The sequence below is a fragment of the Variovorax sp. VNK109 genome (genome assembly GCF_049445855.1).
Taxonomy (GTDB): Bacteria; Pseudomonadota; Gammaproteobacteria; order Burkholderiales; family Burkholderiaceae_C; genus JAGOCV01.
The window spans coordinates 98814-121640 of the sequence record NZ_JBMSDV010000006.1 but is presented as its reverse complement, the minus strand read 5'-3'; the positions used below and the strand labels follow the sequence as shown (position 1 = coordinate 121640).

Annotated in this window: 15 protein-coding genes; 2 read left to right on the top strand and 13 right to left on the bottom strand. The window is 67.2% G+C overall.

The features are described from left to right. Window positions 1-33: 33 nt before the first annotated feature. The 5 genes from ACO2Q9_RS18420 to ACO2Q9_RS18400 form a co-directional block, all read right to left on the bottom strand. The gene (locus ACO2Q9_RS18420) at window positions 34-3588 is read right to left on the bottom strand and encodes an ATP-binding protein (protein ID WP_423313446.1); all 3555 of its coding nucleotides are present in this window, start codon (window positions 3586-3588) and stop codon (window positions 34-36) included. Further along, entirely contained in the window at window positions 3575-5650 is a 2076-nt protein-coding gene (locus ACO2Q9_RS18415) for a protein kinase domain-containing protein (RefSeq protein WP_423313444.1), read from the bottom strand. Before ACO2Q9_RS18415 ends, ACO2Q9_RS18420 begins: the two co-directional genes overlap by 14 nt. Before the next feature lie 79 nt (window positions 5651-5729). Next, window positions 5730-9257: a response regulator gene (locus ACO2Q9_RS18410; protein ID WP_423313442.1), complete on the bottom strand. Its 3528-nt coding sequence runs from the start codon at window positions 9255-9257 to the stop codon at window positions 5730-5732. Window positions 9258-9260: 3 nt separating this feature from the next. Beyond that, window positions 9261-11351 (bottom strand): protein kinase domain-containing protein, encoded by a 2091-nt coding sequence (locus ACO2Q9_RS18405; RefSeq protein WP_423313440.1) that lies wholly within the window; start codon window positions 11349-11351, stop codon window positions 9261-9263. Between the two features lie 95 nt (window positions 11352-11446). Beyond that, window positions 11447-11917, bottom strand: a complete 471-nt coding sequence (locus ACO2Q9_RS18400) for an EVE domain-containing protein (RefSeq protein WP_423313438.1) — start codon at window positions 11915-11917, stop codon at window positions 11447-11449. 54 nt (window positions 11918-11971) lie between these two features. On the opposite strand from ACO2Q9_RS18400, the gene ACO2Q9_RS18395 reads away from it, so the two are divergent. Both ACO2Q9_RS18395 and ACO2Q9_RS18390 read left to right on the top strand, forming a co-directional pair. Then, complete coding sequence (locus ACO2Q9_RS18395) at window positions 11972-13273, top strand: MFS transporter (RefSeq protein ID WP_423313436.1); 1302 nt, start codon at window positions 11972-11974, stop codon at window positions 13271-13273. 214 nt (window positions 13274-13487) lie between these two features. Continuing rightward, a complete protein-coding gene (locus ACO2Q9_RS18390) occupies window positions 13488-13967 on the top strand; it encodes a VOC family protein (RefSeq protein WP_423313434.1) in 480 nt (159 codons plus the stop codon). 4 nt (window positions 13968-13971) lie between these two features. Here the strand turns inward: ACO2Q9_RS18390 and ACO2Q9_RS18385 are convergent, their stop codons facing one another. From ACO2Q9_RS18385 to upp, 8 genes are all read right to left on the bottom strand, one after another. Further along, window positions 13972-14796 carry an HDOD domain-containing protein gene (locus ACO2Q9_RS18385; RefSeq protein ID WP_423313432.1) on the bottom strand — a complete coding sequence of 275 codons (825 nt, stop codon included), beginning with the start codon at window positions 14794-14796 and terminating at the stop codon, window positions 13972-13974. A gap of 180 nt (window positions 14797-14976) precedes the next feature. Beyond that, window positions 14977-16248, bottom strand: a complete 1272-nt coding sequence (locus ACO2Q9_RS18380; protein ID WP_423313431.1) for an amidohydrolase family protein — start codon at window positions 16246-16248, stop codon at window positions 14977-14979. A gap of 6 nt (window positions 16249-16254) precedes the next feature. After that, complete coding sequence (locus ACO2Q9_RS18375) at window positions 16255-17547, bottom strand: serine hydrolase domain-containing protein (protein ID WP_423313429.1); 1293 nt, start codon at window positions 17545-17547, stop codon at window positions 16255-16257. A gap of 34 nt (window positions 17548-17581) precedes the next feature. Beyond that, window positions 17582-18502: an ABC transporter permease gene (locus ACO2Q9_RS18370; RefSeq protein WP_423313427.1), complete on the bottom strand. Its 921-nt coding sequence runs from the start codon at window positions 18500-18502 to the stop codon at window positions 17582-17584. Window positions 18503-18512: 10 nt separating this feature from the next. Further along, a complete protein-coding gene (locus ACO2Q9_RS18365) occupies window positions 18513-19571 on the bottom strand; it encodes an ABC transporter permease (protein ID WP_423313425.1) in 1059 nt (352 codons plus the stop codon). Then, window positions 19568-21130, bottom strand: coding sequence for an ABC transporter ATP-binding protein (locus tag ACO2Q9_RS18360; protein WP_423313423.1), 1563 nt, complete (start codon window positions 21128-21130; stop codon window positions 19568-19570). Before ACO2Q9_RS18360 ends, ACO2Q9_RS18365 begins: the two co-directional genes overlap by 4 nt. Beyond that, on the bottom strand, window positions 21127-22116 hold the full coding sequence (locus ACO2Q9_RS18355; protein ID WP_423313421.1) for a BMP family protein: 990 nt from the start codon (window positions 22114-22116) through the stop codon (window positions 21127-21129). The genes ACO2Q9_RS18360 and ACO2Q9_RS18355 overlap by 4 nt, the downstream gene beginning before the upstream one ends. 59 nt (window positions 22117-22175) lie before the next feature. Next, window positions 22176-22805, bottom strand: coding sequence for a uracil phosphoribosyltransferase (gene upp, locus ACO2Q9_RS18350; protein WP_423313420.1), 630 nt, complete (start codon window positions 22803-22805; stop codon window positions 22176-22178). Window positions 22806-22827: the final 22 nt, after the last annotated feature.

Genomic DNA, 22827 nt, shown 5'->3' with positions numbered 1-22827 from the left:
TTTAGTAGCTTGGTGAATATGAGACTCAAATTTCTATTTGAGAGTGAATTTCGTCAGCGCGACTCCATTGCGTCGCTTTGAATCAACCGTGTTCTCCGGCGTTGTAGCAATAATTTCGCCCCCATGCCGCCCCACAATCTGCCGCGCCACAAACAACCCCAACCCGAACCCGCCCCCAAACGCTTCCCCATGCAGCTTCTGCAGCGGTTTGAACAGCCGGTCCATCCCCTTGGCGGGCCAGCCGATGCCGTTGTCCGTCACCGCAAACACAAGCTCGCGCGCATCGCCTTCGCCGGACTCTGCAAACGACACGCTGATTTCCGGCCTTTCGACGCCCGCCGTCGCCTGTCGTGCATTCGCCAGCAGCTCGCGCCATAGCCGCTGCAGCAACCGCGCGTCGCCTTTGACGACGGGCAGCGAATCGATGCCCGACACCTCGAAAATAAACGGCGGCTCGCCCGGTTTCGGCAGCACCTTGGCCTCGATTTCCGCGATGGCGGCCCGCGCTGCTGCCCGCATGTCCACGTCGGTGATGACGAGGGGCGTGCGCAGCAGCTTGGCGGTTTCGCGCCAGGCGCTGACGAGGCTGGTGGTTTCGATGGCGGTTTCGCGCATGGCTTCCACGTGGTCGTGGACCTGGCCGGACACTTTGTCGGGGAACTTGCGTTGCAGCAGGCCGGCGTAGCCGGAGATGACGCCGAGCGACGCACGCACGTCGTGTGATGACGCAGCGTCCAGCGCTTCCATGGCGTCGATGGATTCGCGGGTCCAGGCGTCGGGGCCTTCTGATGTTGGCGCGGGGGTGGGGGCCGCAGCAGGTGCCGTCGTGGTGTCCGCCGTGCGTTCAGGCGGCGGTGCATGGCCAACCGCACCTGCCTCGGCACGCCGGCCCACCGTCCACTTAGCGAGCGTCGAGAACAGCACGGCTTCGTCAATCGGCTTGGGCACGTGGTCGTTCATGCCGGCGGCCAGGCAGCGCTCGCGGTCGCCTTCGAAGGCGTTGGCGGTCATGGCGACGATGGGCAGCGAGCGGTGCCGTTCGAGTTTGCGGATTTCCTGTGTGGCGGTGAGGCCGTCCATCACGGGCATCTGCATGTCCATGAAGACGATGTCCCAATGCTGCGCGGGCGCTTCGCGCAGGCGGTCGAGCGCTTTCTGGCCGTTGTTGGCGATCTCGACCACCACACCGCGCAGCTCCAGCAGGCCGGCGGCCACTTCCTGGTTGGCGGCGTTGTCTTCCACCAGCAGCACGCGTGTGCCCTTGAAGGCATCGCCTTCCGGTGCCGGGCCCGACACGGCGCGGGGCGCGTCTTCACCGTGCGGGTGGCCGAAGATTTCCGACAACGCGTCGAACATCAGCGACGCGCTGAAGGGCTTGATGAGCACATCGTGGATGCCCGCCGCCCGCGCGCTCTGGATGACTTCTTCGCGGTTGAAGGCGGTGACGAGCAGCGCCTCGGGTTGCGACGACAGCGGCAAGGCATGCATGCGGCGCACGACTTCGATGCCGTTGATCTCGGGCATCTGCCAGTCCACCACCAGCGCGTCGAAGCCGCGCGACTGGCGGTCGGCGTCCACGATCATCTTCAGCGCCTGCGCGCCCGAATGCGTGAGCGATACGTCGAACTTCATGCCTTCCAGCATGGCGGCGGTGACGGTGCAGGCGTGTTCGCTGTCGTCCACCACCAGCACGCGGCGGCCGGCCGTGTTGCCGCCGTGCACAAACGCCAGTTCGCGCGCTTGCTGCGTGGACTTTTTGAGCCTGACAGTGAACCAGAACGTGGAGCCCTTGCCGGGTTCGCTGTCGACGCCGACGTCGCCGCCCATCAGCTGCGCCAGTTGCCTGGAGATGGCCAGCCCCAGCCCGGTGCCGCCGAACTTGCGCGTGGTCGATTCGTCCGCCTGCTGGAACGACTGGAAGAGCAGGGCGCATTGTTCGGGCGAGATGCCGATGCCGGTGTCGCGGATGGCGCTGTGCAGCACGACTTCGTCTTCGCGGTCTTCGGCCACGCGCACGATGATGGCGATCTCGCCCTGCTCGGTGAACTTGACCGCGTTGCTGGCGAAGTTGGCGTAGATCTGGCCCAGCCGCACCGGGTCGCCCTGCAGCATGCGCGGCACGCGCGGGTCCACGTCGATGACGACTTCCAGGTGCTTGGCGCTGGCTTTCTCGCTGATCAGGTCGCCGATGCCGGCCAGCACCTGTTCGAGCTCGAAGTCCACGTTCTCGATGCCGAGCTTGCCGGCCTCGATCTTCGAGAAGTCGAGGATGTCGTTGATGACGCCCAGCAGATGCCGCCCGGCATTGAGGCTCTTTTCCAGGTAGTTGCGCTGCCGCTCTTCCAGCGGGCTTTTGAGCACGAGCTGCGTCATGCCCAGCACGGCATTGAGCGGTGTGCGGATCTCGTGGCTCATGTTGGCCAGGAACTGCGACTTTGCCCGGGTGCCGGACTCGGCATCTTCCAGCGCGACGCGCAGCCGGCCCGACAGGCGCAGCAGGCCCAGGGCGAGCAGCAGCACCGTCAACACGCCGACACCGACCGCAGCCAGCAGCACATGCCGCCAGGCGAGCGTCATCGGCGCAAAAGCTTCGGACGCAGGCAGCTCGGTGATGACGCCCAGGCCGAGCTTGCCGCTCCAGGCCCAGGCACCCACCACTTCCTGCCCGCGCAGGTTGCGGTATGGCTCCAGGCTGCGGCCCAGGCCTTTCTGCAACCCCTGCACCGACTGGATGAGCGGCAGGCTCGCGCGGTCCTGGGGCGCGGGTTTCTTCAGCACGTCGTGGCCCGGGTCGCGCGCGAAGAAAAACGAGCGGCCGCGGAACGGTTCGCTGTGCAGGCCGTGGCGCTCCAGATCGAGGTTGAGCCAGGACTGGTCGGCGTGCAGGCGGCCGACACGGTCCACCAGATAGCTGCTGCCGTGCGTGCCGAAATGCGCGCGGCCCTGCTCGATGAGCAGGCTCACCGGGAACAGCCGCATGATGAAGTAGCCCGCCGGCTCCGGCGTGTCCAGGTAGATGGGCACCCCGGCGAACAGCGTGACCGGCCGGCCGTCGAGCGTCACGCCGCTCTGGATGGTCAGGTCGGACTGCAGCAGCGGGCTGAGCGCCGCACCGCGCGTCTTGATCTGCTCGACGAATTCGAGCTCCTTCCACAGCAGGCTGATGTGGCCCACCTGTTCCTCACCCAGCGAAGAGCCGAGCACGATGCCGTTCGCGTTGAGCAGGAAGTACGAGGAAGACGACGAGTCGCGCAACTCTTCGCGCGCGAACATCTCGCGGAACTTCAGGTGCAGCGGGTGGTGGGTGAGCTGCGCGGCGGTGGGCGTTTCGATGGCGCGCAGCGTGCGCAGCAGCTCGCGCGTTTCCTGCTGCACGGCCCACTGGTGGGCGCGGTCGGTGCGCACGTCCAGCCAGTTCTCGAAGCGCAGTTGCGCGCTGGCCTGGGCGGCGTCGAGCTGTTCGTTCAGCTGGGCGTGGGTGCGGTGGTTGACCCACAGCAGGTAGGCGGCCGCGCACACCACCAGCACCGCGCCGGTGATGGCCACGAAGGTCTGCCAGCGGCTCGGCAAGGGGTCAGGCGCGTGCATCGAGCGCCTGCAGGTCCCGGATCAGCTCGGCGGCGGTGGTGTAGCGGCTGTCGGGCTTCTTGGCCATGAGACGGTCCAGCAAGGGCTGGAGGCTGGCGTATTCGACCGGCAGCGGCGGCACGTCGGCCTTGTGGTGCATGGACAGCAGATCCACCAGCGACGTGCTGCGGAACGGCCGCACACCGGTGGCCATTTCGTAGAGCATCACGCCCAGGCTGTACAGGTCGGACTGCGGCGTGACGGTCTTGCCGGCAATCTGCTCGGGGCTCATGTACGAGGGCGAGCCCAGCACCTCGCCGGTGACGGTGAGCGTGGCCTGCGCGCCGCCCGCAACGGCGGTGACCTTGGCGATGCCGAAGTCGGCCAGCACCACGTCGCCATTGGCGCGGACCATCAGGTTCTCGGGTTTGAGGTCGCGGTGGACGATGCCCAGTGCGTGGATGGCGTCCAGCGCGCTGGCCACCTGCGCCAGCACGCGCGCCACCAGCCGCGGCGGCAGCGGGCCCCGCAGGCGGCTGCGCAGGTCGCCGTTCTCGAAGTACTCCATGGCGATGTAGGCCATGTCGTCGGTGAAGCCCTGGTTGAAGATGCGCACGATGTGCGGATGCTCGATGGAGGACAGCAGCGAGAACTCGCGCACGAAGCGGGCGGTGAGGTCTTTGGCTTGCGGGTCGAGCTGCATGACCTTCAGCACCACGAGCGCGCCATCGCGGTCGCGCCGCGCGAGGTAGATGCTCGACATGCCGCCGGCACCCAGACGCCGCACGATGGTGAAGCCCTCCAGTTGCACGGTCTGGCCCGTGTCCGCCGGGTCGCCGCTGCGCAGCAGGGCGAGCTTTTCGCCGAGCGCGTCCTTCAGCGAGCGGGCGGCCTGGCTCGCATGCGCCTGCACGCTCTGGCGCAGCCGGGTGACCACGTCGGCCTGCAGCCGGACGCTGGGGGTGCGCTCATCCGCCGTGGGAATGGCGATGGGCACCGTCTTCTCGAACACCGTGATCTCTTCGGGCGGCCTGGCTTCCAGCACTTCCGAGACGCCCAGTGGCTTGCCCAGGCCTTCGACCACCAGTTGCGCGGACTTGCCCAGGTCCAGCGACTGGTTGGTGAGGCTGGCCACGCCGTGGCTGGCGACGATGGTCCATTGCAGGTCCGTCGCTGCGGACTTCAGCCGTTCGGCCACGTTCACGGCCGGGCCGCTGGGGGTGCCGGTTTCGGCGTCCACGTCCACCGGGCCCGCATGCAGGCCGATGCCGATGGTGAGTGCGGGCAGGCGCGCGTCGGCAAAGGTCTTCTGCATCCAGCCGGAAAGCTCCGGCGCAAGCTGCGCGATTTCGGTGGCGGCCAGCAGCGCGCGATGCGGGTGCGACACGGTGCGCTGCGGCTCGGGCAGGAAGAGGGCGACGAGATGGTCGCCCATGAGCCGCAGGTTCTGCCCGCCGTGCGCGAGCACCGGTTCGCCGACGCGCTGGAAGTACTCGGTGAGCAGTTGTTCGAGCTCGGGCGCGGAGAGCCGGGCGGCGATGTTGTTGAACTCGTCGATGCCGGCGTAGAGCACGGCGGCCTCGGGCACATTGCCGGCCTGGGCGGCCATGAGCGGCGAGACCATGGTCGATTCGCGCGGCGGCTTGCTGTTGGCGAAGCGGCCGTGCAGCGAGTCTTCCTGGTTGGTGACGGAGTCGACGAACACCTCGAGCCGGCCCCGCCGTTTGATGAGGCCTTCGACGGCTTCCACCAGCTCCTGGTCGTCGAAGGGCTTGGTGAGGTAGTCGTCCGCGCCGAGCGACATGCCCAGCCGCATGGCGTTGCGTGACGATTGGGCGGTGAGCATCATCACCTGCAGTTGCGCATGGGCCGGGTCGGCCTTCAGGGCGGCGAGGACATCGAAGCCGTTGACCTCGGGCAGGTCCACATCGCAGATCATGATGTCGGGCTTGAGCAAGGCGGCCTGTTCGAGCGCAATGCGGCCATTGGCGGCGGAAGCGAGCCGGAAATGCGGACCTGCCAGCGCGCGCATCGCCTTTTCGCGGACCTCGTCATCGTCGTCAACGACCAGCAAAGTGAGCATGGGAGCCCTGTTGTACAACCAGTGGCTCGTTTGTAACCAAATACCTCAGTCCCTTCAATAGCGGCGGGGTTCACTGTCTTTATTCAGACACCGGCAATGCGAAGCAGACGCGGGCTCCGCCGTCCAGGCGGTCGGGCAGCGTCGTGTCCGCCCAGATGCGCCCCCGGTGCCGGAGCACGATTTCCCGCGAGATGAACAGGCCGAGGCCGAAGCCGCCTGCGAACGGGTCGGAACCGCCGGCGTGGAGCCCGCCGGTGTGAAGCTTCTGCAGGGGTTTGAAGAGCCGGTCCATGCCCCTGGCCGGCCAGCCGATGCCGTGGTCGGCCACGCTGAAGACGATCTCATCGCCTGAAACGCCGGCGCTCACGTGGGCGATGGAGGTGGCGCCCGATACGGAAAGCCGGGCGTTGTCCAGCAGTTCGAGCCAGAGGCGTTCCAGCAGCCGGGCGTCGCCGGTGACGGTGGGCCACGTGCCTTCGATGACGACGTCCAGCGTACCGGGCTTTTCCGTGCGAATGCCCTCCATCGCCGCCCGGAGGACGGCGCGCATGTCCACCTCGGCCAGCACGGCCGGCTGCCGCACGACGCGCGCCGCGTCGCGCCAGGCGGACGCGAGGCGCGTGGCTTCGAGCGCCATCTCACGCATGGACTCCACGTGTTCGAGCACGGTGCCTGAAACCTGGTCCGGGAACTTGCGCTGCAGCAGGCTCGCGTAGCCGGAGATGACGCCGAGCGAGGCGCGCACGTCGTGCGAGGCTGCAGCGTCGAGCGCCTCGAGGGCCGTGAGTGCATCGGGCGGGAGGCTGGATGGCAGACCGGGAGTCGGGTGCGGGGTTGGGTTGGGCATCGGGTCCACATCGCGCGGCCCTTCATGGCTGCGCCAGCGCGCCAGCGCCGCGAACATCACGTCCTCGTCGATCGGTTTCGGGATGTGGTCGTTCATGCCGGCGGCGATGCAGCGTTCCCGGTCGCCCATGAGCGCGTTGGCCGTCATGGCCACGATGGGCAGGGCACGATGGCGTTCGAGCTTGCGGATTTCCTGTGTGGCGGTGAGGCCGTCCATCACGGGCATCTGCATGTCCATGAAGACGACGTCCCAGTGACCGGCCGGGGCTGCCTGCAGGCGCTCCAGCGCTTCCTGGCCGTTGTTGGCGATCTCGACGACCACGCCGCGCAGCTCCAGCAGGCCGGCGGCCACTTCCTGGTTGGCGGCGTTGTCTTCCACCAGCAGCACGCGCGTGCCGCGCAGGCTGTCGTCGTCCGCGGGCGGCGCGGCTGCGTCGACACGGCGCGACCGGGACGATTCGTCGCGTGGGCGGCCGTCGAAGATGTCGGCCATCGCGTCGAACATGAGCGACGCGCTGAAGGGCTTGCTGAGCACGTCTCGGATGCCCGCGTCGCGTGCGCTCTGGATGACCTCGTCGCGGTTGAAGGCGGTGACCATCAGCACCTGCGGCTGCACCGACAGCGGCATGGCCTGCATGCGGCGCACGACGTCGATGCCGTCGAGTTCCGGCATCTGCCAGTCCACCACCAGCGCGTCGAACGCGCGGGCGTTGCCGTCGGCCTCGGCGAGCATCTGCAGCGCCTGCTGGCCGGAGAGCGTCTGAGTCACGTCGAACTTCATGCTTTCGAGCATGCTGGCGGTGACGGTGCAGGCATGCTCGTTGTCGTCCACCACGAGGATGCGCTTGCCGACGGTGGTGACGCCCTGCGTGAATTCGAAGGCACGGGGTTGCTCGGCCGAGCGCCGGAGCCGCACGGTGAACCAGAAGGTGGAGCCCTTGCCGGGTTCGCTCTCGACACCGACGTCGCCGCCCATCAGCTGTGCCAGCTGCCTGGAGATGGCCAGCCCTAGCCCCGTGCCGCCGAACTTGCGCGTGGTCGACTCGTCCGCCTGCTGGAACGACTGGAAGAGCAGGGCGCACTGCGCGGGCGTGAGGCCGATGCCGGTGTCGCTGATGGCGCTGTGCAGCACGACTTCGTCGCCCCGGTCTTCGGCCATCCGCACCGTGATGGCCACCTCGCCGCGCTCGGTGAACTTCACCGCGTTGCTGGCGAAGTTGGCGTAGATCTGGCCCAGCCGGACCGGGTCGCCGTGCAGGCGGCGCGGCACACGCTCGTCCAGGTCGATGACCACCTCCAGCTGCTTGGCGGCCGCCTTTTCGCCGATCAGGTCGCCGATGCCGGCCAGCACCTGTTCGAGCTCGAAGTCCACGTTCTCGATGCCGAGCTTGCCAGCCTCGATCTTCGAGAAGTCGAGGATGTCGTTGATGACGCCCAGCAGGTGCCGCCCGGCGTTGAGGCTTTTTTCCAGGTAGCTGCGCTGGCGCGGGTCGAGCTGTGTCTTGAGCACGAGCTGCGTCATGCCCAGCACGGCGTTGAGCGGCGTGCGGATCTCGTGGCTCATGTTGGCCAGGAACTGCGACTTCGCCTGCGTGCCCGCCTCGGCCCCCTGCAGCGCCGCGCGCAGCCGCCGCGACAGGCGCAACGTGCGCAGTGCCAGCGCAAATACGAGACAGGTGCCTGCGAGCACGGTGGCGATGAGCACATGACGCCACGCGTCCGCGATGGGGGCGAAGGCCTCCGATTCCGGGATCTCGGAAATCACGCCCAGGCCGAGCTTCTCGCTCCAGCGCCAGGCACCGACGACGGCCTGCCCACGCAGGTTGCGGTAGGCCTGCAGGCTGCGGCCCGCACCCTTCTGCAGGCGCTGCACCGATTTGACGAGCGGCAGACGGCTGCGGTTGCTGGTTGCCGGTTTTTTCAGGATGTCGTAGCCCGGGTCGCGCGCGAAGAAGTATTCGCGGCCGCGGAAGAGCTCGCTGCGCAGCCCGTGTTTGTCGAGTTCGAGGTTGAGCCAGGCCTGGTCGGCATGCAGGCGGCCGTGGCGGTCGGCGAGGTAGCTGTTTCCGCTGCTGCCGAAATGTGCGCGGCCCTGTTCGATGAGCAGGCTCACCGGGAACAGCCGCATCACGAAGTAGCCGGCAGGTTCGGGCTTGCCGTCCAGGTAGATGGGCACACCGGCGAACAGCGTGATGGGCCGGCCTTCGTGGATGACGCCGCTCTGGATCGACAGGCCGGACGGCATGAGCGGACTGAGCGCCGCACCGCGCCGGCGGATCTGCTCGAAGAACTCCGGCTCGCGCCAGAGGATGCTCTGTTCCCGGACCTGCTCCATGCCCAGTGAAGAGCCGAGCACGAGGCCGTCGGCCCCGAGCAGGAAATACGAGGACGACGCGGAGTCGTGCGAGGCTTCACGCGCGAACAGTTCACGGAACTGCTGGTGCTGCGGAAAGTTTGTGAGCCAGTAGGCCCCGCTGCCCAGCGCCACCTCGCGCAGGAGGGTTTGCAGCAGATCGCGCGTTTCCTGGCGGGCAGCCCACTGGTGCGCGACATCGGTGCGCTCGTCGAACCAGCGCTCGAAGCGATGGGTCGCGCCGGCCTGCGCCGCATCCAGCTGCGCGTTGATGTTGGCGTATGTCCGCGCGTCGATGTACAGAAGGTAGATCGCCGCGACGAGTGCGGTGGAGACGATCGCCGTACTGGCCAGCCGCAACCAGTTCCAGCGCTGCGTGAGCCGTTGCCAGTTGTCGGAGCGGTTCATCGCTCAGGCCTGCGCGTCCTGCGGCTGGATCGACAGCAGGTCTTGCAGCAGCATGTGCGTGGTGGCGTAGCGCTGGGCCGGTTTCTTGGCCATGAGCCGGGCCAGCACCGGCTGCAGGTGGGCGTGGGTAGGTGGCAGGGTGGGCACTTCGGCGCGGTTGTGCATGGACAGCAGTTCCACCAGCGAACTGCTGCGGAAGGGGCGGCTGCCCGTACACATTTCGAAGAACATCACGCCAAGGCTGTAGAGGTCGGACTGCGCCGTGACCTCGCTGCCGGCAATCTGTTCCGGGCTCATGTACGAAGGCGATCCGATGAGTTCGCCCGACACGGTGAGCGATGCGTCGTCCCCGCCGGCAATGCCGGTGAGCTTGGCGATGCCGAAGTCGGCCAGCACCACGTCGCCATTGGCGCGGACCATCAGGTTCTCGGGTTTGAGGTCGCGGTGGACGATGCCCAGGCTGTGCACGGCGCCCAGCGCGCCCGCCACCTGGCGCAGGAGCCGCACCGCCTGCTGCGGCGGCATCGGCCCTTTCAGACGGCTGCGCAGGTCGCCGTTTTCGAAGTACTCCATGGCGATGTAGGCCATGTTGTCGGTGAAGCCCTGCTTGAAGATGCGCACGATGTGCGGATGGTCCAGCGTGGAGAGCAAGGCGTATTCGCGCACGAAGCGCGCCGTGACGTCGGGGGCCGCCGGGTCGAGCTGCACGACCTTCAGCACCACCAGCGCACCATCGGCGTCGCGCCGCGCCAGATGGATGCTGGACATGCCGCCCGCGCCCAGCCGCCGCACGAGGGTGAAGCCTTCCAGCCGTATCGGCTGCGTGGTGTCTGACGGGTCGGCGCTGCGCAGTTGCGCGAGTTTTTCGCTGAGCGCGTCCTTGCTGGCGCGCGCAATCTGCCGCGCGTGGGCATGCACGGTGGCGCGCAGCGTGGCGGCCGCATCGTCCGCCAGCTTGTCCCGCGCGGGGGCCAGTGTGCTTTCTGCCATGTCGACCAGGCCCTTGCGCACCACCGAGATCGTTTTTTCGAACAGCGTGAGTTCGGCCGGCGCGCGCACGTCGATCACTTCCGAAACACCCAGGGGTTGCTTCATGCCTTCGACGACGAGCTGCGCGCTGCGACCCAGGTGCAGGGCCGGGTTGGACGTGTTGGCCATGTCGACCACAGCCTGGCTGGCCACGATGGTCCAGCCGAGTTCCAGGCTCGCGGACTTGAGGCGCTCCGCCGCGTTGATGGCGGGCCCCGAGACGACGCCGGTTTCTTCGTCGACCGTCACCGCCCCCACATGCAGCCCGATGCCCAGGCTCAGCGCCGGCAGGTGGTAGTCGGCCAGATGCCGCTCCACCCAGCCGACGAGGAAGGGGACGGTCTGGGCGATTTCCTGCGCGGCCTGCATGGCCCGGTGCGACGGGTCGACGGCATGGCGTGGGTCTCGCGTGAACAGGGCGACGAGATGGTCGCCCGTCAAGCGCAGGTTCTGCCCGCCATGCGAGAGCACCGGTTCGCCTGCGCGCTCGAAGTATTCGATGAGCAGCCGCATCATGTCTGAAGCAGAGAGCTTGGCCGCGATGGCTGCGAAGTCGTGGATGCCGGTGTACAGCACGGCAGCGTCGGTCAGTTCGTCACCGCCCGTGCCGGCATGCTGCAGCGCAATGGTCGACTCGTGGTGGCGCGTCGAGTCCTCGCGCCCCTGGGTGACGGAGTCCTTGAAGACCTCGAGCCGGCCCCGGCGCTTGATCAGGCCATCCACCGCGTCGATGAGCTCCTGGTCGCTGAAGGGCTTGGTGAGGTAGTCGTCGGCGCCGAGCGACATGCCCAGCCGCATGGCGTTGCGCGACGACTGGGCGGTGAGCATCATCACCTGCAGGGATGCGTTGGCCGGGTCCGCCTTGAGCGCGGCCAGCACGTCGAAGCCGTTCATCTCGGGCATGTCGACATCGCAGATCACGATGTCGGGCTTGAGCAGCGCGGCCTGCTCGAGGGCGATGCGCCCGTCTGCGGCAGAGGCCAGGCGGAAATGCGGCCCCGCCAGCGCACGCATGGCCTTCGCGCGGACCTCCTCGTCGTCATCCACCACCAGCAGCGTCAGCATATGAGCCCCGTCCTCCAGTTGGGCCCGTTGTAACCAGCCGTTCCGGGCGTATCAAACGCCGTGAGCGACGGTGACTTTGCGGTGAAGAAGCGGTATCAACCGAGCAGCTTGAGGATGTGCTTCCAGTGTTTCGGTTCGACCGGCGTGATGGACAGGCGGTTGCCCTTGCGCAGCACGACGAGGTCTTCGAGCGCCGGGTCTGCGCGCAACTCGGGCAGCGTGAGGTTGCGCGTCTTCTTCGTCACCTTCACGTCCACCAGCAGCCAGCGCGGCTCCTCGGGCCTGGACTTGGGGTCGTGATAGACCGACTTCGGGTCGAACTGTGTCGGATCGGGGTAGGCGGTGGATGCGACCTCGGCGATGCCCACGATGCCCGGCTCCGCGCAACTGGAGTGGTAGAAGAGCACGCCGTCGCCCACGCGCATGCCGTCACGCATGAAGTTGCGCGCCTGGTAGTTGCGCACGCCGGTCCAGGCCACGGTGGATTTCGGGGCGGCCAGTGCGTCGTTCACCGACACTTCTTCGGGTTCGGACTTCATCAGCCAGTATTGCGTTGCGCGGGTCATGCAGGTTCCTCCGGATGCAGCCATCGTCTCACGCGTGGACAATAGCGGCTTCCGATGAATGATGCCAATCCGCCTGAACGTCCGCAGGCTCCTTCTCCCGACGTCGCTTCCTCCACGCCCACGCCAAGGCATTCGCGCTGGCTGACCGTCACCCTGGTGGCGCAGATGGCGCTCGGCTTGCTGGCCATGACCATCTGCCTGCCGTCGATGCTCGACTGGCCGCGCATCTTCGGCGCGTCGCAGGCGCAGGTGCAACTCAGCTTCAGCGTGTTCGTCGCCACCTACGGTGGCCTGCAGCTGGTGCACGGCCCGCTGTCGGACCGCATCGGCCGCAAGCCGGTGTTGCTCGCCGGCCTCGTCATCTTCCTGGCGGGCTCCCTGCTCGGTGCGTCGTCGCCCAACGTCTGGACGCTGACGCTTGCCCGCGCGCTGCAGGGCGCGGGCGCTGCCGCCGGCATGGTGGTCGGCCGCGCGATGGTGCAGGACCTGTATGCCGGTGCCGCGCGCACCCGCATGATGGCTTTCGTCGGCATGACCATGGGCGTGTGCCCGCCCACCGCGCTTGTGCTGGGCGGGCAGATGCATGTGCGGCTGGGCTGGCAGTCCACCTTCGTGCTCATGGCTTGTGCGGCCGCACTGCTGGCTGTGGCCACCTGGCGCATCCTGCCTGCGGGACGGCTGGCGTCTGCGTCTGCGGGGGCGGGCGCGGGGGCGGGTGCTGCACCCGGTGCCGCACCTGCCGCCATTCCGGGCGGCCTCAAGGCATTGCTGGCGGGCTACGGCACGCTGCTGAAGCACAAGGCGTTCCTGCTGTACGTGGGCATGCTCTCGTCCTGCGCGGCGACGTTCTATACCTTCCTCGGTGGCGCACCGCTGCTGCTGGCCGGCTACGGCGTCACGCCGGAGCAGATCGGCTGGTACATGATGAGCCTGCCGATTGCCTACATCGTCGGCAACATCCTCGTCACGCGGCTCATCCATACACGCGGCGACCATTTCCTGATGAACATCGGCCAGTCCGCCACGGTGTTCGCCATGGCGCTGCTGCTCGTGCTGGGGCTGGCAGGTTTGAACACACCGGTGGCGCTCGCCATTGCCATTGCGTTCATGGGCATCGGCCACGGCCTGCTCGTGCCGCCCACGCTGGCGGGCACCGTGGGCGTGATCCCGGTGCTGGCCGGTTCTGCGGCGGCAGTGGCGGGGTTGCTGCAACAGGTGACGGGCGCGTTCGGCGGCTTCGTCGTCGGGCTGGTGCAGCACACCGCTTCGGTCAACCTCGCGATGCAGATGCTGGGGTGGACGGCGATTGGCGTGATCGCACAGTACTTTCTGTACCGGGTGCACGCGCGGCGGTGACGCCGTAGCCGCCCGTGCCTGCCGTCTTGCGGCAGATCGAGCAGTAGCAGCGCACGAACGGAACCGGTTCGGTCGATTCGGGGTGGAACTCGATACGCATCTGACCGGGCAGGTGTAACGTCGCCCTCGTCCTACAGTGCCGGTTGCGACAGGATCGCAAGCTGCCGGAGGACCCCGGAACACAATCTGCGGCCCGCAAGAATGGAGATTACCGATGATTCCCAAGAACACCATCTGCCTCTGGTATGACGGCGCGGCGCTCGAGGCGGCGCAGTTCTACGCGAAGACCTTTCCCGACAGTGAAGTGAAGGCCGTGCACCACGCGCCCAACGACTATCCGGACGGCAAGCAGGGCGACGTGCTCACGGTGGAGTTCACCGTGTACGGCATTCCATGCATCGGCCTGAACGGCGGCCCGGTGTTCAAGCACAGCGAGGCGTTCTCGTTCCAGATCGCCACCGATGACCAGGCCGAAACGGACCGGCTGTGGAACGCCATCGTCGGCAACGGCGGGCAGGAAAGCGAATGCGGCTGGTGCAAGGACAAATGGGGCCTGTCGTGGCAGATCACGCCGCGCGTGCTCACGCAGGCTTTCACCGACCCGGATCGCGCAGCGGCCAAGCGCGCCTTCGACGCGATGATGACGATGCGCAAGATCGACGTCGCGGCCATCGAGAAGGCGTGGCGCGGTTAGGTTGTCAGTCCGTGTCGTTCGAATCCCGGGTCGAATGCCAGTCGATGGCCTCCTGCTCCAGGACGGCATCGATGTCCAGCTGAAGCGCCCACCCGATCTCGTACGGGAATTGCGACGCATATTTCTCGGGCGTGAACTGGGCTTCCAGCGCACGGGCTCGCCACGCCGCCAGATGCAGGACGCCGATGAGCGGGTCATAGAGGCCGCCCGCAAAAGGCTGCGGCAGGTTCCTCAGCGCGACGATGATCGTGTCCGGAAAGCGCCATTTCCTCGCGAACTCTGCCGCCACGGTGGCGTAGGAATAGCCGAAGATCTTTTCCTCGGCCCGGGCGCGGCCGAAACGGAACGGCTGCACCCGCTCGTCGAGGATGCGCATTTCGTAGGGCATGCCCAGATGCATGATCACCTCGCCGACCGCATGGATCATTCCAGAGGTGAACGCAGTGGTGGGGTCGATCTCCACGCGTTGCGCGAGTGAGCGCGACACTTTGGCCGTGTTGAGGCTGATGCGCCAGAACTGCCGGAGGTTGATGCCCGGCACGACGATGAACGGTGCAGCCTCGGCCACGGTACGGCCCAGCATGTGCAGGTTCGTCAGCCCGAGAAGATCCACGGCCTCGTCGGTACCGGCCACCTGGTCAGGTCCGTCGTTCGCCGCGTTGGCGACTTGCAGGATCCGGCAGGTAAGGCCCGGGTCTGCGGCGAAGAAGCGCTTGATCCGGTCCATGTCGGGAGCTGGCTGATCAAGCTCGGTCAGCAGATGCGCCATGACACGGGGAATCGTGGGAACACTCCCGTAGGATTGCAGCAGTGGGTCGATCTTCAGCATCGGTCCGTACTCCCAACGATGCTGCACCCGGCAAGACTGCAGCCCAATATCGCAGAGATTAGAAGGACTGACCGGGATTGGATGTCAGCCAGCGAGAATCAGCGGCGTAGGCCGTTGGCTTGCATTGCTGACGCGACCATGCACTGCGAGGGGCGGCTGCGAGGCCGGGGTGCGCCGGCGTCACCGCAGGAACGACACCTGACTGCTTCTTCCCGGCAGATGCAGTTGCACGGCCGTCGCAGGCGATTGCGCCAGCAGCTTGCCGCTCTTCCAGACTTTCAACCGGGTCGCGCGCAGGCGGATGGCTTCCACGGTATCGCGCGCCTGCAGCAGCACGAAGCTTGCGTCGCAACCCGCATCGATGCCGTAACCCGGCAGGTGCATCACCTTCGCGGCGTTGGCCGTCACCGCGTCGAAGCAGGCGCGGATGCCGGCCTGGCTGGTCATCTGCGCCACATGCAGGCCCATGTGCGCGACTTCGAGCATGTCGCCGGAGCCCATGCCGTACCACGGGTCCATCACGCAGTCGTGGCCGAAGGCGACGTTCACGCCGGCGGCCATGAGTTCGGGTACGCGCGTCATGCCGCGGCGCTTGGGGTAGGTGTCGTGGCGGCCCTGCAGCGTGATGTTGATCAGAGGATTGGCGATGACGCTGACGCCGCTCTCCGCGATGAGCGGCAGCAGCTTGCTGACGTAGTAGTTGTCCATGCTGTGCATGGAGGTGCAATGACTGCCGTTCACGCGGCCCTGCAGGCCCAGGCGCTGCGCTTCGTACGCCAGCGTCTCGATGTGGCGTGACAGCGGGTCGTCGCTCTCGTCGCAATGCATGTCGACCAGCTTGCCGCGTTCGGCGGCCAGCTCGCACAGCAGCTTCACGCTGGCGGCACCGTCGGCCATGGTGCGTTCGAAATGGGGAATTCCGCCGACGACGTCCACGCCCAGGTCGAGCGCGCGTGTCAGGCTGTCGATACCACCTTTCGTCCTGAGCACGCCGTCCTGCGGAAACGCGACGAGTTGCAGGTCGATGTAGGGCGCCACGCGCTTCTTCACGTCGAGCAGCGCCTGCACGGGCAGCAGGCTCGGGTCGCTCGTGTCCACATGGCTGCGGATGGCCAGCAGGCCCTTGGCGACGGCCCAGTCGCAATAGGCGAGGGCGCGTTCGACCAGTGCTTCCATGGTCAGCAGCGGCTTCAGTTCACCCCACAGCGCGATGCCTTCGAGCAGCGTGCCGCTCTGGTTCACGCGCGGCAGGCCGTAGCTGAGCGTCGCGTCCATGTGGAAGTGCGGGTCCACGAAGGGCGGCGAGAGCAGCATGCCCTGCGCATCGACGGTTTCGTGCGCCGGCGCCGAAAGTCCGGCCGTGACTTCGGCGATGCGCCCGCCCTGCACGGCGACGGAGATGTCCTTGCGGCCGTCGGGGAGGGTGGCGTTCTTGATGAGCAGGTCGAGCATGTGATTTCAGTCCGTGATTCCGCCCAGCGAGCGCAGCACGCCTTGCCACAGGGCGTAGCGCTCCATCCAGGGCTGCGGGTCGCTGACACCGGTGGGATGTTCGTAGACGGCAGTGTGCACCATGACGATGCCGCTGGAAGGCTGCACAAAGATGGCCTGGCCGTAGACACCCTGCAGCGCGAAGCTGGTCGGGTAAAGCCAGAACTGGTAGCCATAACCGGCCGTGCGCGTGGCAACGCCCGGCTTGAAAGCGCGGGGCTGGCGCTCGACTTCGGTGGCATCGAGCACGTAGTCGCGCGGGACGATCTGTTTGTCGCCGACCTTGCCGCCCGCCGCGAGCATCGCGCCCAGCCGGCCCCAGTCGCGCAGCGTGGCGTTGAAGAAGCCGTAGGCGCGCTCGAAGCCATCGCCGGACAGCACCCAGAACGCATCACGCTCGGCACCGAGCGGCTGCCAGAGCCATTCGCTGGTGAGGCTCGAGATGTCGCGGCCGGTTGCGCCGCTCAGCACGAGGCCGAGCACCATGGTCTCCGCGCTGGAGTAGGCAAAGCGCTCGCCCGGCGCAGCCGCGCGGTCGTTCAGGCTGCGCAGCACGGCCAGCGTGCCGGGTGCGTTGTCCATGCCCGCGCGGCTCAGGCGCGAGATGTCGTCGTTGCCGTCGTAGCGTTCGCTGAAGCGCACGCCGGACGCCATGCGCAGCAGTGCACGGATGGGCGTGCCGCCGTACGCGCTTCCGGCCAGTTCCCTGGCGTACTTCTCTGCCGGGTCGTCGAGGCTCGCGATGGCACCGCGCTCGACGGCCGCGCCCACGAGCAGCGAGATGACGCTCTTGGCCATCGAGAACGAGAGGAAGCGTGAATCGGTACCACGGGCGTAGCGGTAGCGCTCGGTGACGATCTGGCCGTGCTTCAGGATGAGCACGCCTGTGACGCGCTGTCGGTCGAGGTATTCGTCGAGCGTGTAGCCCAGGTTGCGGAAGCGGTAGCGCACGACGGGGGGCGCGGCAAGCGCGGGCAAGGGCGTGGCAGATTCGCCGCGCGGCACCTTGCGGACCGGTGCGCCGGGCACCGTGTCGCCCGCAGACCATGTACCGACGCGGTACGGTTCGTCGACGAAATTGGCGATGGTCGGGGCCACCGGGTAGCCCTGCGCAGAGCCGAGTCGCTCAGCTTGTGGTTCGGCGTGCGTGAGCGGCGTGGCCAGCGCCAGGAACAGGCTCACGAACACGCTGACAAGCACCGCGGGCGCGGCAGGGACGGCGGGGACGACGAGAGGCCGTGGTGCTGGAGACGTCTTCAAGGCTGCTCCTGGTGTGTGGTTCTGGTCCCGGCGTTCAGCGTTCGCCCTTGCGATACGGCTTCATCAGCGCCTGAGGATACGCGGCCTTGCGCGCGACCAGCACGAGCGCGAGGATGGAGAGCACGTACGGCAGCATCAGGTACATCTGGTAGGGCAGCGCTGCGCCGCCGGACTGCTGCAGCCGCAACTGGAGCGCGTCGAAGAACGCGAACAGCAGCGCGCCGAGCAGTGCCTTGCCGGGCCGCCACGAGGCGAACACCACCAGCGCCACGCAGATCCAGCCCCGCCCGTTGATCATGTTGAAGAAGAACGCGTTGAACGCCGAGAGCGTGAGGAACGAACCCGCAATGCCCATGAGCGCAGAGCCGGCGACGATGGCGCCGGTGCGTGTGGCGGCAACGGAAATGCCCTGCCCCTCGGCGGCCTGCGGGTTCTCGCCGACCATGCGCACGGCGAGGCCGACCGGCGTCCGGTACAGCACCCACGCAGCCACGGGCACGAGCAGCAATGCGAGCAGCGTCATCGGCGTCTGTGCGGAAAGGATGGGGATCGGCAGCCAGTCCATCGTGGCGAACGGTTCGACCGTCGGCGGCGTGTTCACCTTGGGGAACGACACGCGGTAACCGTAGTAGCTGAGCGCTGTCGCCAGCATGGTGATGCCCAGGCCCGCCACGTGCTGCGAAAGTGCAAGGCCCACGGTGAGCGCTGCGTGCAGCAACCCGAACGCCGCACCCGTGAGCGCCGCCACCGCCACGCCACCCCAGAGCGGCAGACCCGAGTACACCGCGAGCCAGCCCGCGAAGGCCCCCGCGACCATGATGCCTTCGATGCCGAGGTTGAGCACGCCCGCGCGCTCGCACCACAGCACGCCCAGCGTGCCGAGGATGAGCGGCGTGGCAATGCGCAACACGGCCGTCCAGAAAGCAGGGTTGAGCAGCGTGTCGAGGATTTCCATGGCGGTCTCCTCAGCGCCTGACCCGGTACTGCGTGAGCAGCGTGGCCACCAGCACCGACAGCAGCGATGCAGCGACGATCACGTCGGCGATGTACGTCGGCACGCCGACCGCGCGGCTCATGCTGTCGGCACCCACCAGCACGCCCGCCACGAACACGCTCGCCGCCAGAACCCCCAGCGGATGAAGGCCCGCGAGCATGGCAATCACGATGCCGCTGTAGCCGTAGCCGGGTGACATGTCGAGCGTGACGTAGCTCGTGCGGCCCGCGACTTCGATGGCACCCGCGAGGCCCGCGAGCGCACCCGAGAGCATGGCGACCAGCACGACGGTGCGCGTGACCGGCACACCCGCAAAGGCCGCGGCGCGCGCGTTCGCACCGACCGCCCGGATGTCGAAGCCGAGCACCGTGTACTTGAGCAGTGCCCACAGGCCGACGGCGAGCGTGACGGCCCAGAGCAGGCCGGTGTGCACGCGCGTGCGCTCCACCAGCTTGCCGAGTTCCAGGTCCGGCTGCAGCGCCACGCTCTGCGGCCAGCCCATGCCCAGCGGATCTTTCATCACGCCGTCGAGCATGGCACCCACCAGCAGCAGAACGATGAAGTTGAACAGCAGCGTGGTGACGACCTCATCCACACCCAGGCGCGCCTTCATGAGCGCGGGGCCGAGCAACAGCAATGCGCCGGCCAGCGCAGCGGCAAGCATCATCAGCGGGAACAGCACCCAGGGCGACCACTCGATGCCGGTGCCGCCATGCATGCCGCCCACGGCCACGGCCGCGAGCGCGCCGGCATACAGCTGGCCTTCTGCGCCGATGTTGAACAGCCGCGCCTTGAACGCCACGGTGGCCGCGAGGCCGGTGAGGATGAGCGGGATGGCGCGCGTCAGCGTCTCGCTCCAGGCGAACACCGACCCGAATGCGCCCTTGAGCAGCAGGCCGTACGTCTGCGCCACCGGCGCACCGGCCCAGAGCACCAGCAGGCTGCTGACGATGAGCGTGAACACCACGGCCCCCAGCGGCGCGAGCACCAGCGCGGCGGGCGATGAATGACTGCGTTTCTCCAGCCTCATGCGGAAGCCCCTGCGGCGGGCGAGTGATCTTCCACCCCGGCCATGGCCAGCCCGATGGATTCGCGCGTCCAGTCTTCGGCGGGCTTCGCTTCGGTGAGCTGCCCGGTGTGCATGACGGCGATGCGGTCGCCCAGCGCCATGACTTCGTCGAGGTCATCCGAGATCACGAGCACCGCCGCGCCCGCGTCGCGCGCCGCAATCAGTTGTTGTTGCACATACGACACGGCTCCGATGTCCAGCCCCCAGGTGGGCTGGTGCGCCACGATGAGCCGGGGCGTCGTGACCCGCGAACCCTCTGGCGCGAGCAACGCGCGACCGAGGATGAGCTTCTGCATGTTCCCGCCCGACAGCGAACGCGCCGCAGCCAGCGGGCCGCCACCGCGCACATCGAAAGCCTCGATCACGCGCTGTGCATGGCGGCGCGCCGCCGCGCGGCGCACCCATAGTGACTTCGAGAATGCAGCCGTGCGCAGGCGCTCGGACACCGCGTTCTCCCACACGGGAAGATCGCCGACCACACCGACGGCATGACGGTCTTCCGGAATGCGCGCGACGCCATGCGTCACCAGCCAGGCGGGCGAGGACGGCAGCGCGTCCGGGCCCGAACCCGTGTCGAACAGCATGTCGCCCGACGTGGCGCGCCGCACGCCGCACAGCAGGTCGGCCAAGGCCACCTGCCCATTGCCTGACACACCGGCGATGGCAACGATCTCGCCCGCGCGCAGACGCAGCGACACGTTGTCGAGCCGGTCGCGCACACCGGCCGGTGTGCTCACGCCCGCCAGTTCGCAGACGATGCCGCCCACATTCCGCGCAGGCCGGCGTTGCGGCGCTTCCACGGCATGGCCCACCATCCATTGCGCCAGTTGCGCCTGCGTGGTGCCCTCGGCGGGCGCTTCGGCCACCAGCTTGCCACCGCGCAGCACGGCAACACGATGCGACACGCGCAGCACTTCGCCCAGCTTGTGGCTGATGAAGATGATCGACAGGCCCTGCGCCACCATCTGCGAGAGCGTGTCGAACAGCGCCTCGCTCTCCTGCGGCGTCAGCACGGCCGTCGGTTCGTCGAGGATGAGGATGCGCGCGCCGCGGTACAGCGCCTTGAGGATTTCCACGCGCTGGCGTTCGCCGACCGACAGGCTGCCGATGCGCACGTCCGGTTGCACCGGCAGGCCGAACTTCTGCGCCACTTCGAGCAGGCGCGCGCGGCCCTCGGCCTGGCGCGAGAGCAGGCGCCAGAGCGGCTCCGTGCCCATCATCACGTTCTCGAGCACCGTCAGGTTGTCCGCCAGTGTGAAGTGCTGGTGGACCATGCCAATGCCGGCTGCGAGCGCCGCGCGCGGATTGCCCGGCGGCAGCGACTGGCCGAAGACCTCGATGCTGCCTTCGTCGGCCACATAGTGCCCGAACAGGATGGACACCAGCGTGGACTTGCCCGCGCCGTTTTCGCCGAGCAACGCGAGCACCTCGCCGCCGCCCAGCGTCAGCGAGATGTCGTCATTGGCCACCAGCGGCCCGAACCGCTTGGTGATGCCCTGCAGACGCAGGACAGGCGTCACTTGCTGGACTTGGGTTGGCTGTCGTCCACCTTCACGGTGAACTTGCCCGACAGGATGTCGGCTTCCCTGGCCTTGACCTTGGCGACGATGTCGGCCGGCACCTTCTTCTCGAAGGTGCCCAGCGGCGCGAGTTCGGAACCCTTGTACTTCATCATCGAGTACTGGCCGTAGTCTTCGGCGGTGAATTTGCCTTCCTTGACCAGCTTGAGCGCGCGGTCGATGGAGGGCTCCATGTTCCACAGCGCCGACGACACGACGGTGTCGGGGTACTGCGGTTGCGTGTTGATGACGTTGCCGATGGCGAGTTTGCCCTTTTCCTTGGCCGCGTCGGACACGCCGAAACGCTCGGCGTACATCACGTCCGCGCCCTTGTCGATCATGGCGAACGACGCTTCCTTGGCCTTCGGCGGATCGAACCAGCTGTTGATGAAGCTCACGGTGAACTCGACCTTCGGATTGGTTTCCTTGGCGCCGGCCATGAAGGCGTGCATCAGACGGTTCACTTCTGGGATGGGGAAGCCGCCGACCATGCCGATCTTGTTGGTCTTGGTCATGCCGCCGGCGATCATGCCGGACAGGTAGGCGGGTTCCTGGATGTAGTTGTCGAACACGCTGAAGTTGGGCGCCTGCGGCTTGCCCGACGAACCCAGCAGGAACGAGGTCTTGGGGAAGTCCTTGGCCACCTTGCGGGCGGCGGCTTCGACGGCGAAGGCCTCACCCACGATCAGCTGGTTTCCGGCCGTGGCGTACTCGCGCATCACGCGCTCGTAGTCGGCGTTGGACACGTTCTCCGTCGCCTTGTATTCGATCTCGCCACGCGCTTCGGCCGCCTTCAGCGCCTTGTGGATGCGGCTCACCCATTGCTGCTCGAACGGCACGGTGTAGATCGCGGCGACCTTGGTCTTGGCCTGGGCGAACGACAGGCCGGGTGCGGCCAGCGTTGCTGCCGCAATCAGTGACAGAAGTAGAGGGCGACGTGTAGTCATGAAGGCACCTTTGTTTAAAAGAACAACGTTGAACTGCGGAAAAAATCTGGGGGCGAGCTTCATTTCGTGCCGAAGATGCGGTCGCCGGCATCGCCGAGGCCCGGCAGGATGTAGCCGTGGTCGTTGAGCTGGCGGTCGATGGCGGCGGTGTAGATGGGCACGTCGGGGTGCGCGTCCTGCATGGCCTTCACGCCTTCAGGGCAGGTGAGCAGGCAGACGAACTTGATCGACTTCGGGCCGAGTTCCTTGAGCCGGTCCACGGCCGCGACGGCGGAGTTGCCGGTGGCGAGCATCGGGTCGACCACGATCACGTCGCGCTCCTGCATCTCGCTGGGCATCTTGAAGTAGTACTCGACGGCTGTCAGCGTCTTCGGGTCGCGGTACAGGCCGATGTGGCCGACGCGTGCGCCCGGCACCACAGTAAGCATGCCGTCCAGGATGCCGGTGCCCGCGCGCAGGATGGACACCAGCACGAGCTTCTTGCCGTCGATGACCTTGGCGGTCATGGTTTCGAGCGGCGTCTCGACCTCGATGTCCTGCATCGGCATGTCGCGCGTGACCTCGTAGGCCATCAGCATCGACAGCTCGTTGAGCAGTCGGCGGAAGCTGTTGGTGCTCGCGTCCTTGCGGCGCATGAGCGTCAGCTTGTGTTGCACCAGGGGATGGTCCAGAACGTGTACGTTGCTCATTGTTCTCTTGGTTCTTGGTTGG

What these genes read in the sequence shown, in the direction of transcription:
- ACO2Q9_RS18415 (WP_423313444.1), bottom strand. Translation starts at nt 5,650, where the DNA reads ATGCTCACTTTGCTGGTCGTTGACGACGATGACGAGGTCCGCGAAAAG.
- ACO2Q9_RS18400 (WP_423313438.1), bottom strand. Translation starts at nt 11,917, where the DNA reads ATGACCCGCGCAACGCAATACTGGCTGATGAAGTCCGAACCCGAAGAA.
- ACO2Q9_RS18370 (WP_423313427.1), bottom strand. Translation starts at nt 18,502, where the DNA reads ATGGAAATCCTCGACACGCTGCTCAACCCTGCTTTCTGGACGGCCGTG.
- ACO2Q9_RS18355 (WP_423313421.1), bottom strand. Translation starts at nt 22,116, where the DNA reads ATGACTACACGTCGCCCTCTACTTCTGTCACTGATTGCGGCAGCAACG.
- ACO2Q9_RS18420 (WP_423313446.1), bottom strand. Translation starts at nt 3,588, where the DNA reads ATGCACGCGCCTGACCCCTTGCCGAGCCGCTGGCAGACCTTCGTGGCC.
- ACO2Q9_RS18405 (WP_423313440.1), bottom strand. Translation starts at nt 11,351, where the DNA reads ATGCTGACGCTGCTGGTGGTGGATGACGACGAGGAGGTCCGCGCGAAG.
- ACO2Q9_RS18395 (WP_423313436.1), top strand. Translation starts at nt 11,972, where the DNA reads ATGAATGATGCCAATCCGCCTGAACGTCCGCAGGCTCCTTCTCCCGAC.
- ACO2Q9_RS18385 (WP_423313432.1), bottom strand. Translation starts at nt 14,796, where the DNA reads ATGCTGAAGATCGACCCACTGCTGCAATCCTACGGGAGTGTTCCCACG.
- upp (WP_423313420.1), bottom strand. Translation starts at nt 22,805, where the DNA reads ATGAGCAACGTACACGTTCTGGACCATCCCCTGGTGCAACACAAGCTG.
- ACO2Q9_RS18410 (WP_423313442.1), bottom strand. Translation starts at nt 9,257, where the DNA reads ATGAACCGCTCCGACAACTGGCAACGGCTCACGCAGCGCTGGAACTGG.
- ACO2Q9_RS18390 (WP_423313434.1), top strand. Translation starts at nt 13,488, where the DNA reads ATGATTCCCAAGAACACCATCTGCCTCTGGTATGACGGCGCGGCGCTC.
- ACO2Q9_RS18380 (WP_423313431.1), bottom strand. Translation starts at nt 16,248, where the DNA reads ATGCTCGACCTGCTCATCAAGAACGCCACCCTCCCCGACGGCCGCAAG.
- ACO2Q9_RS18365 (WP_423313425.1), bottom strand. Translation starts at nt 19,571, where the DNA reads ATGAGGCTGGAGAAACGCAGTCATTCATCGCCCGCCGCGCTGGTGCTC.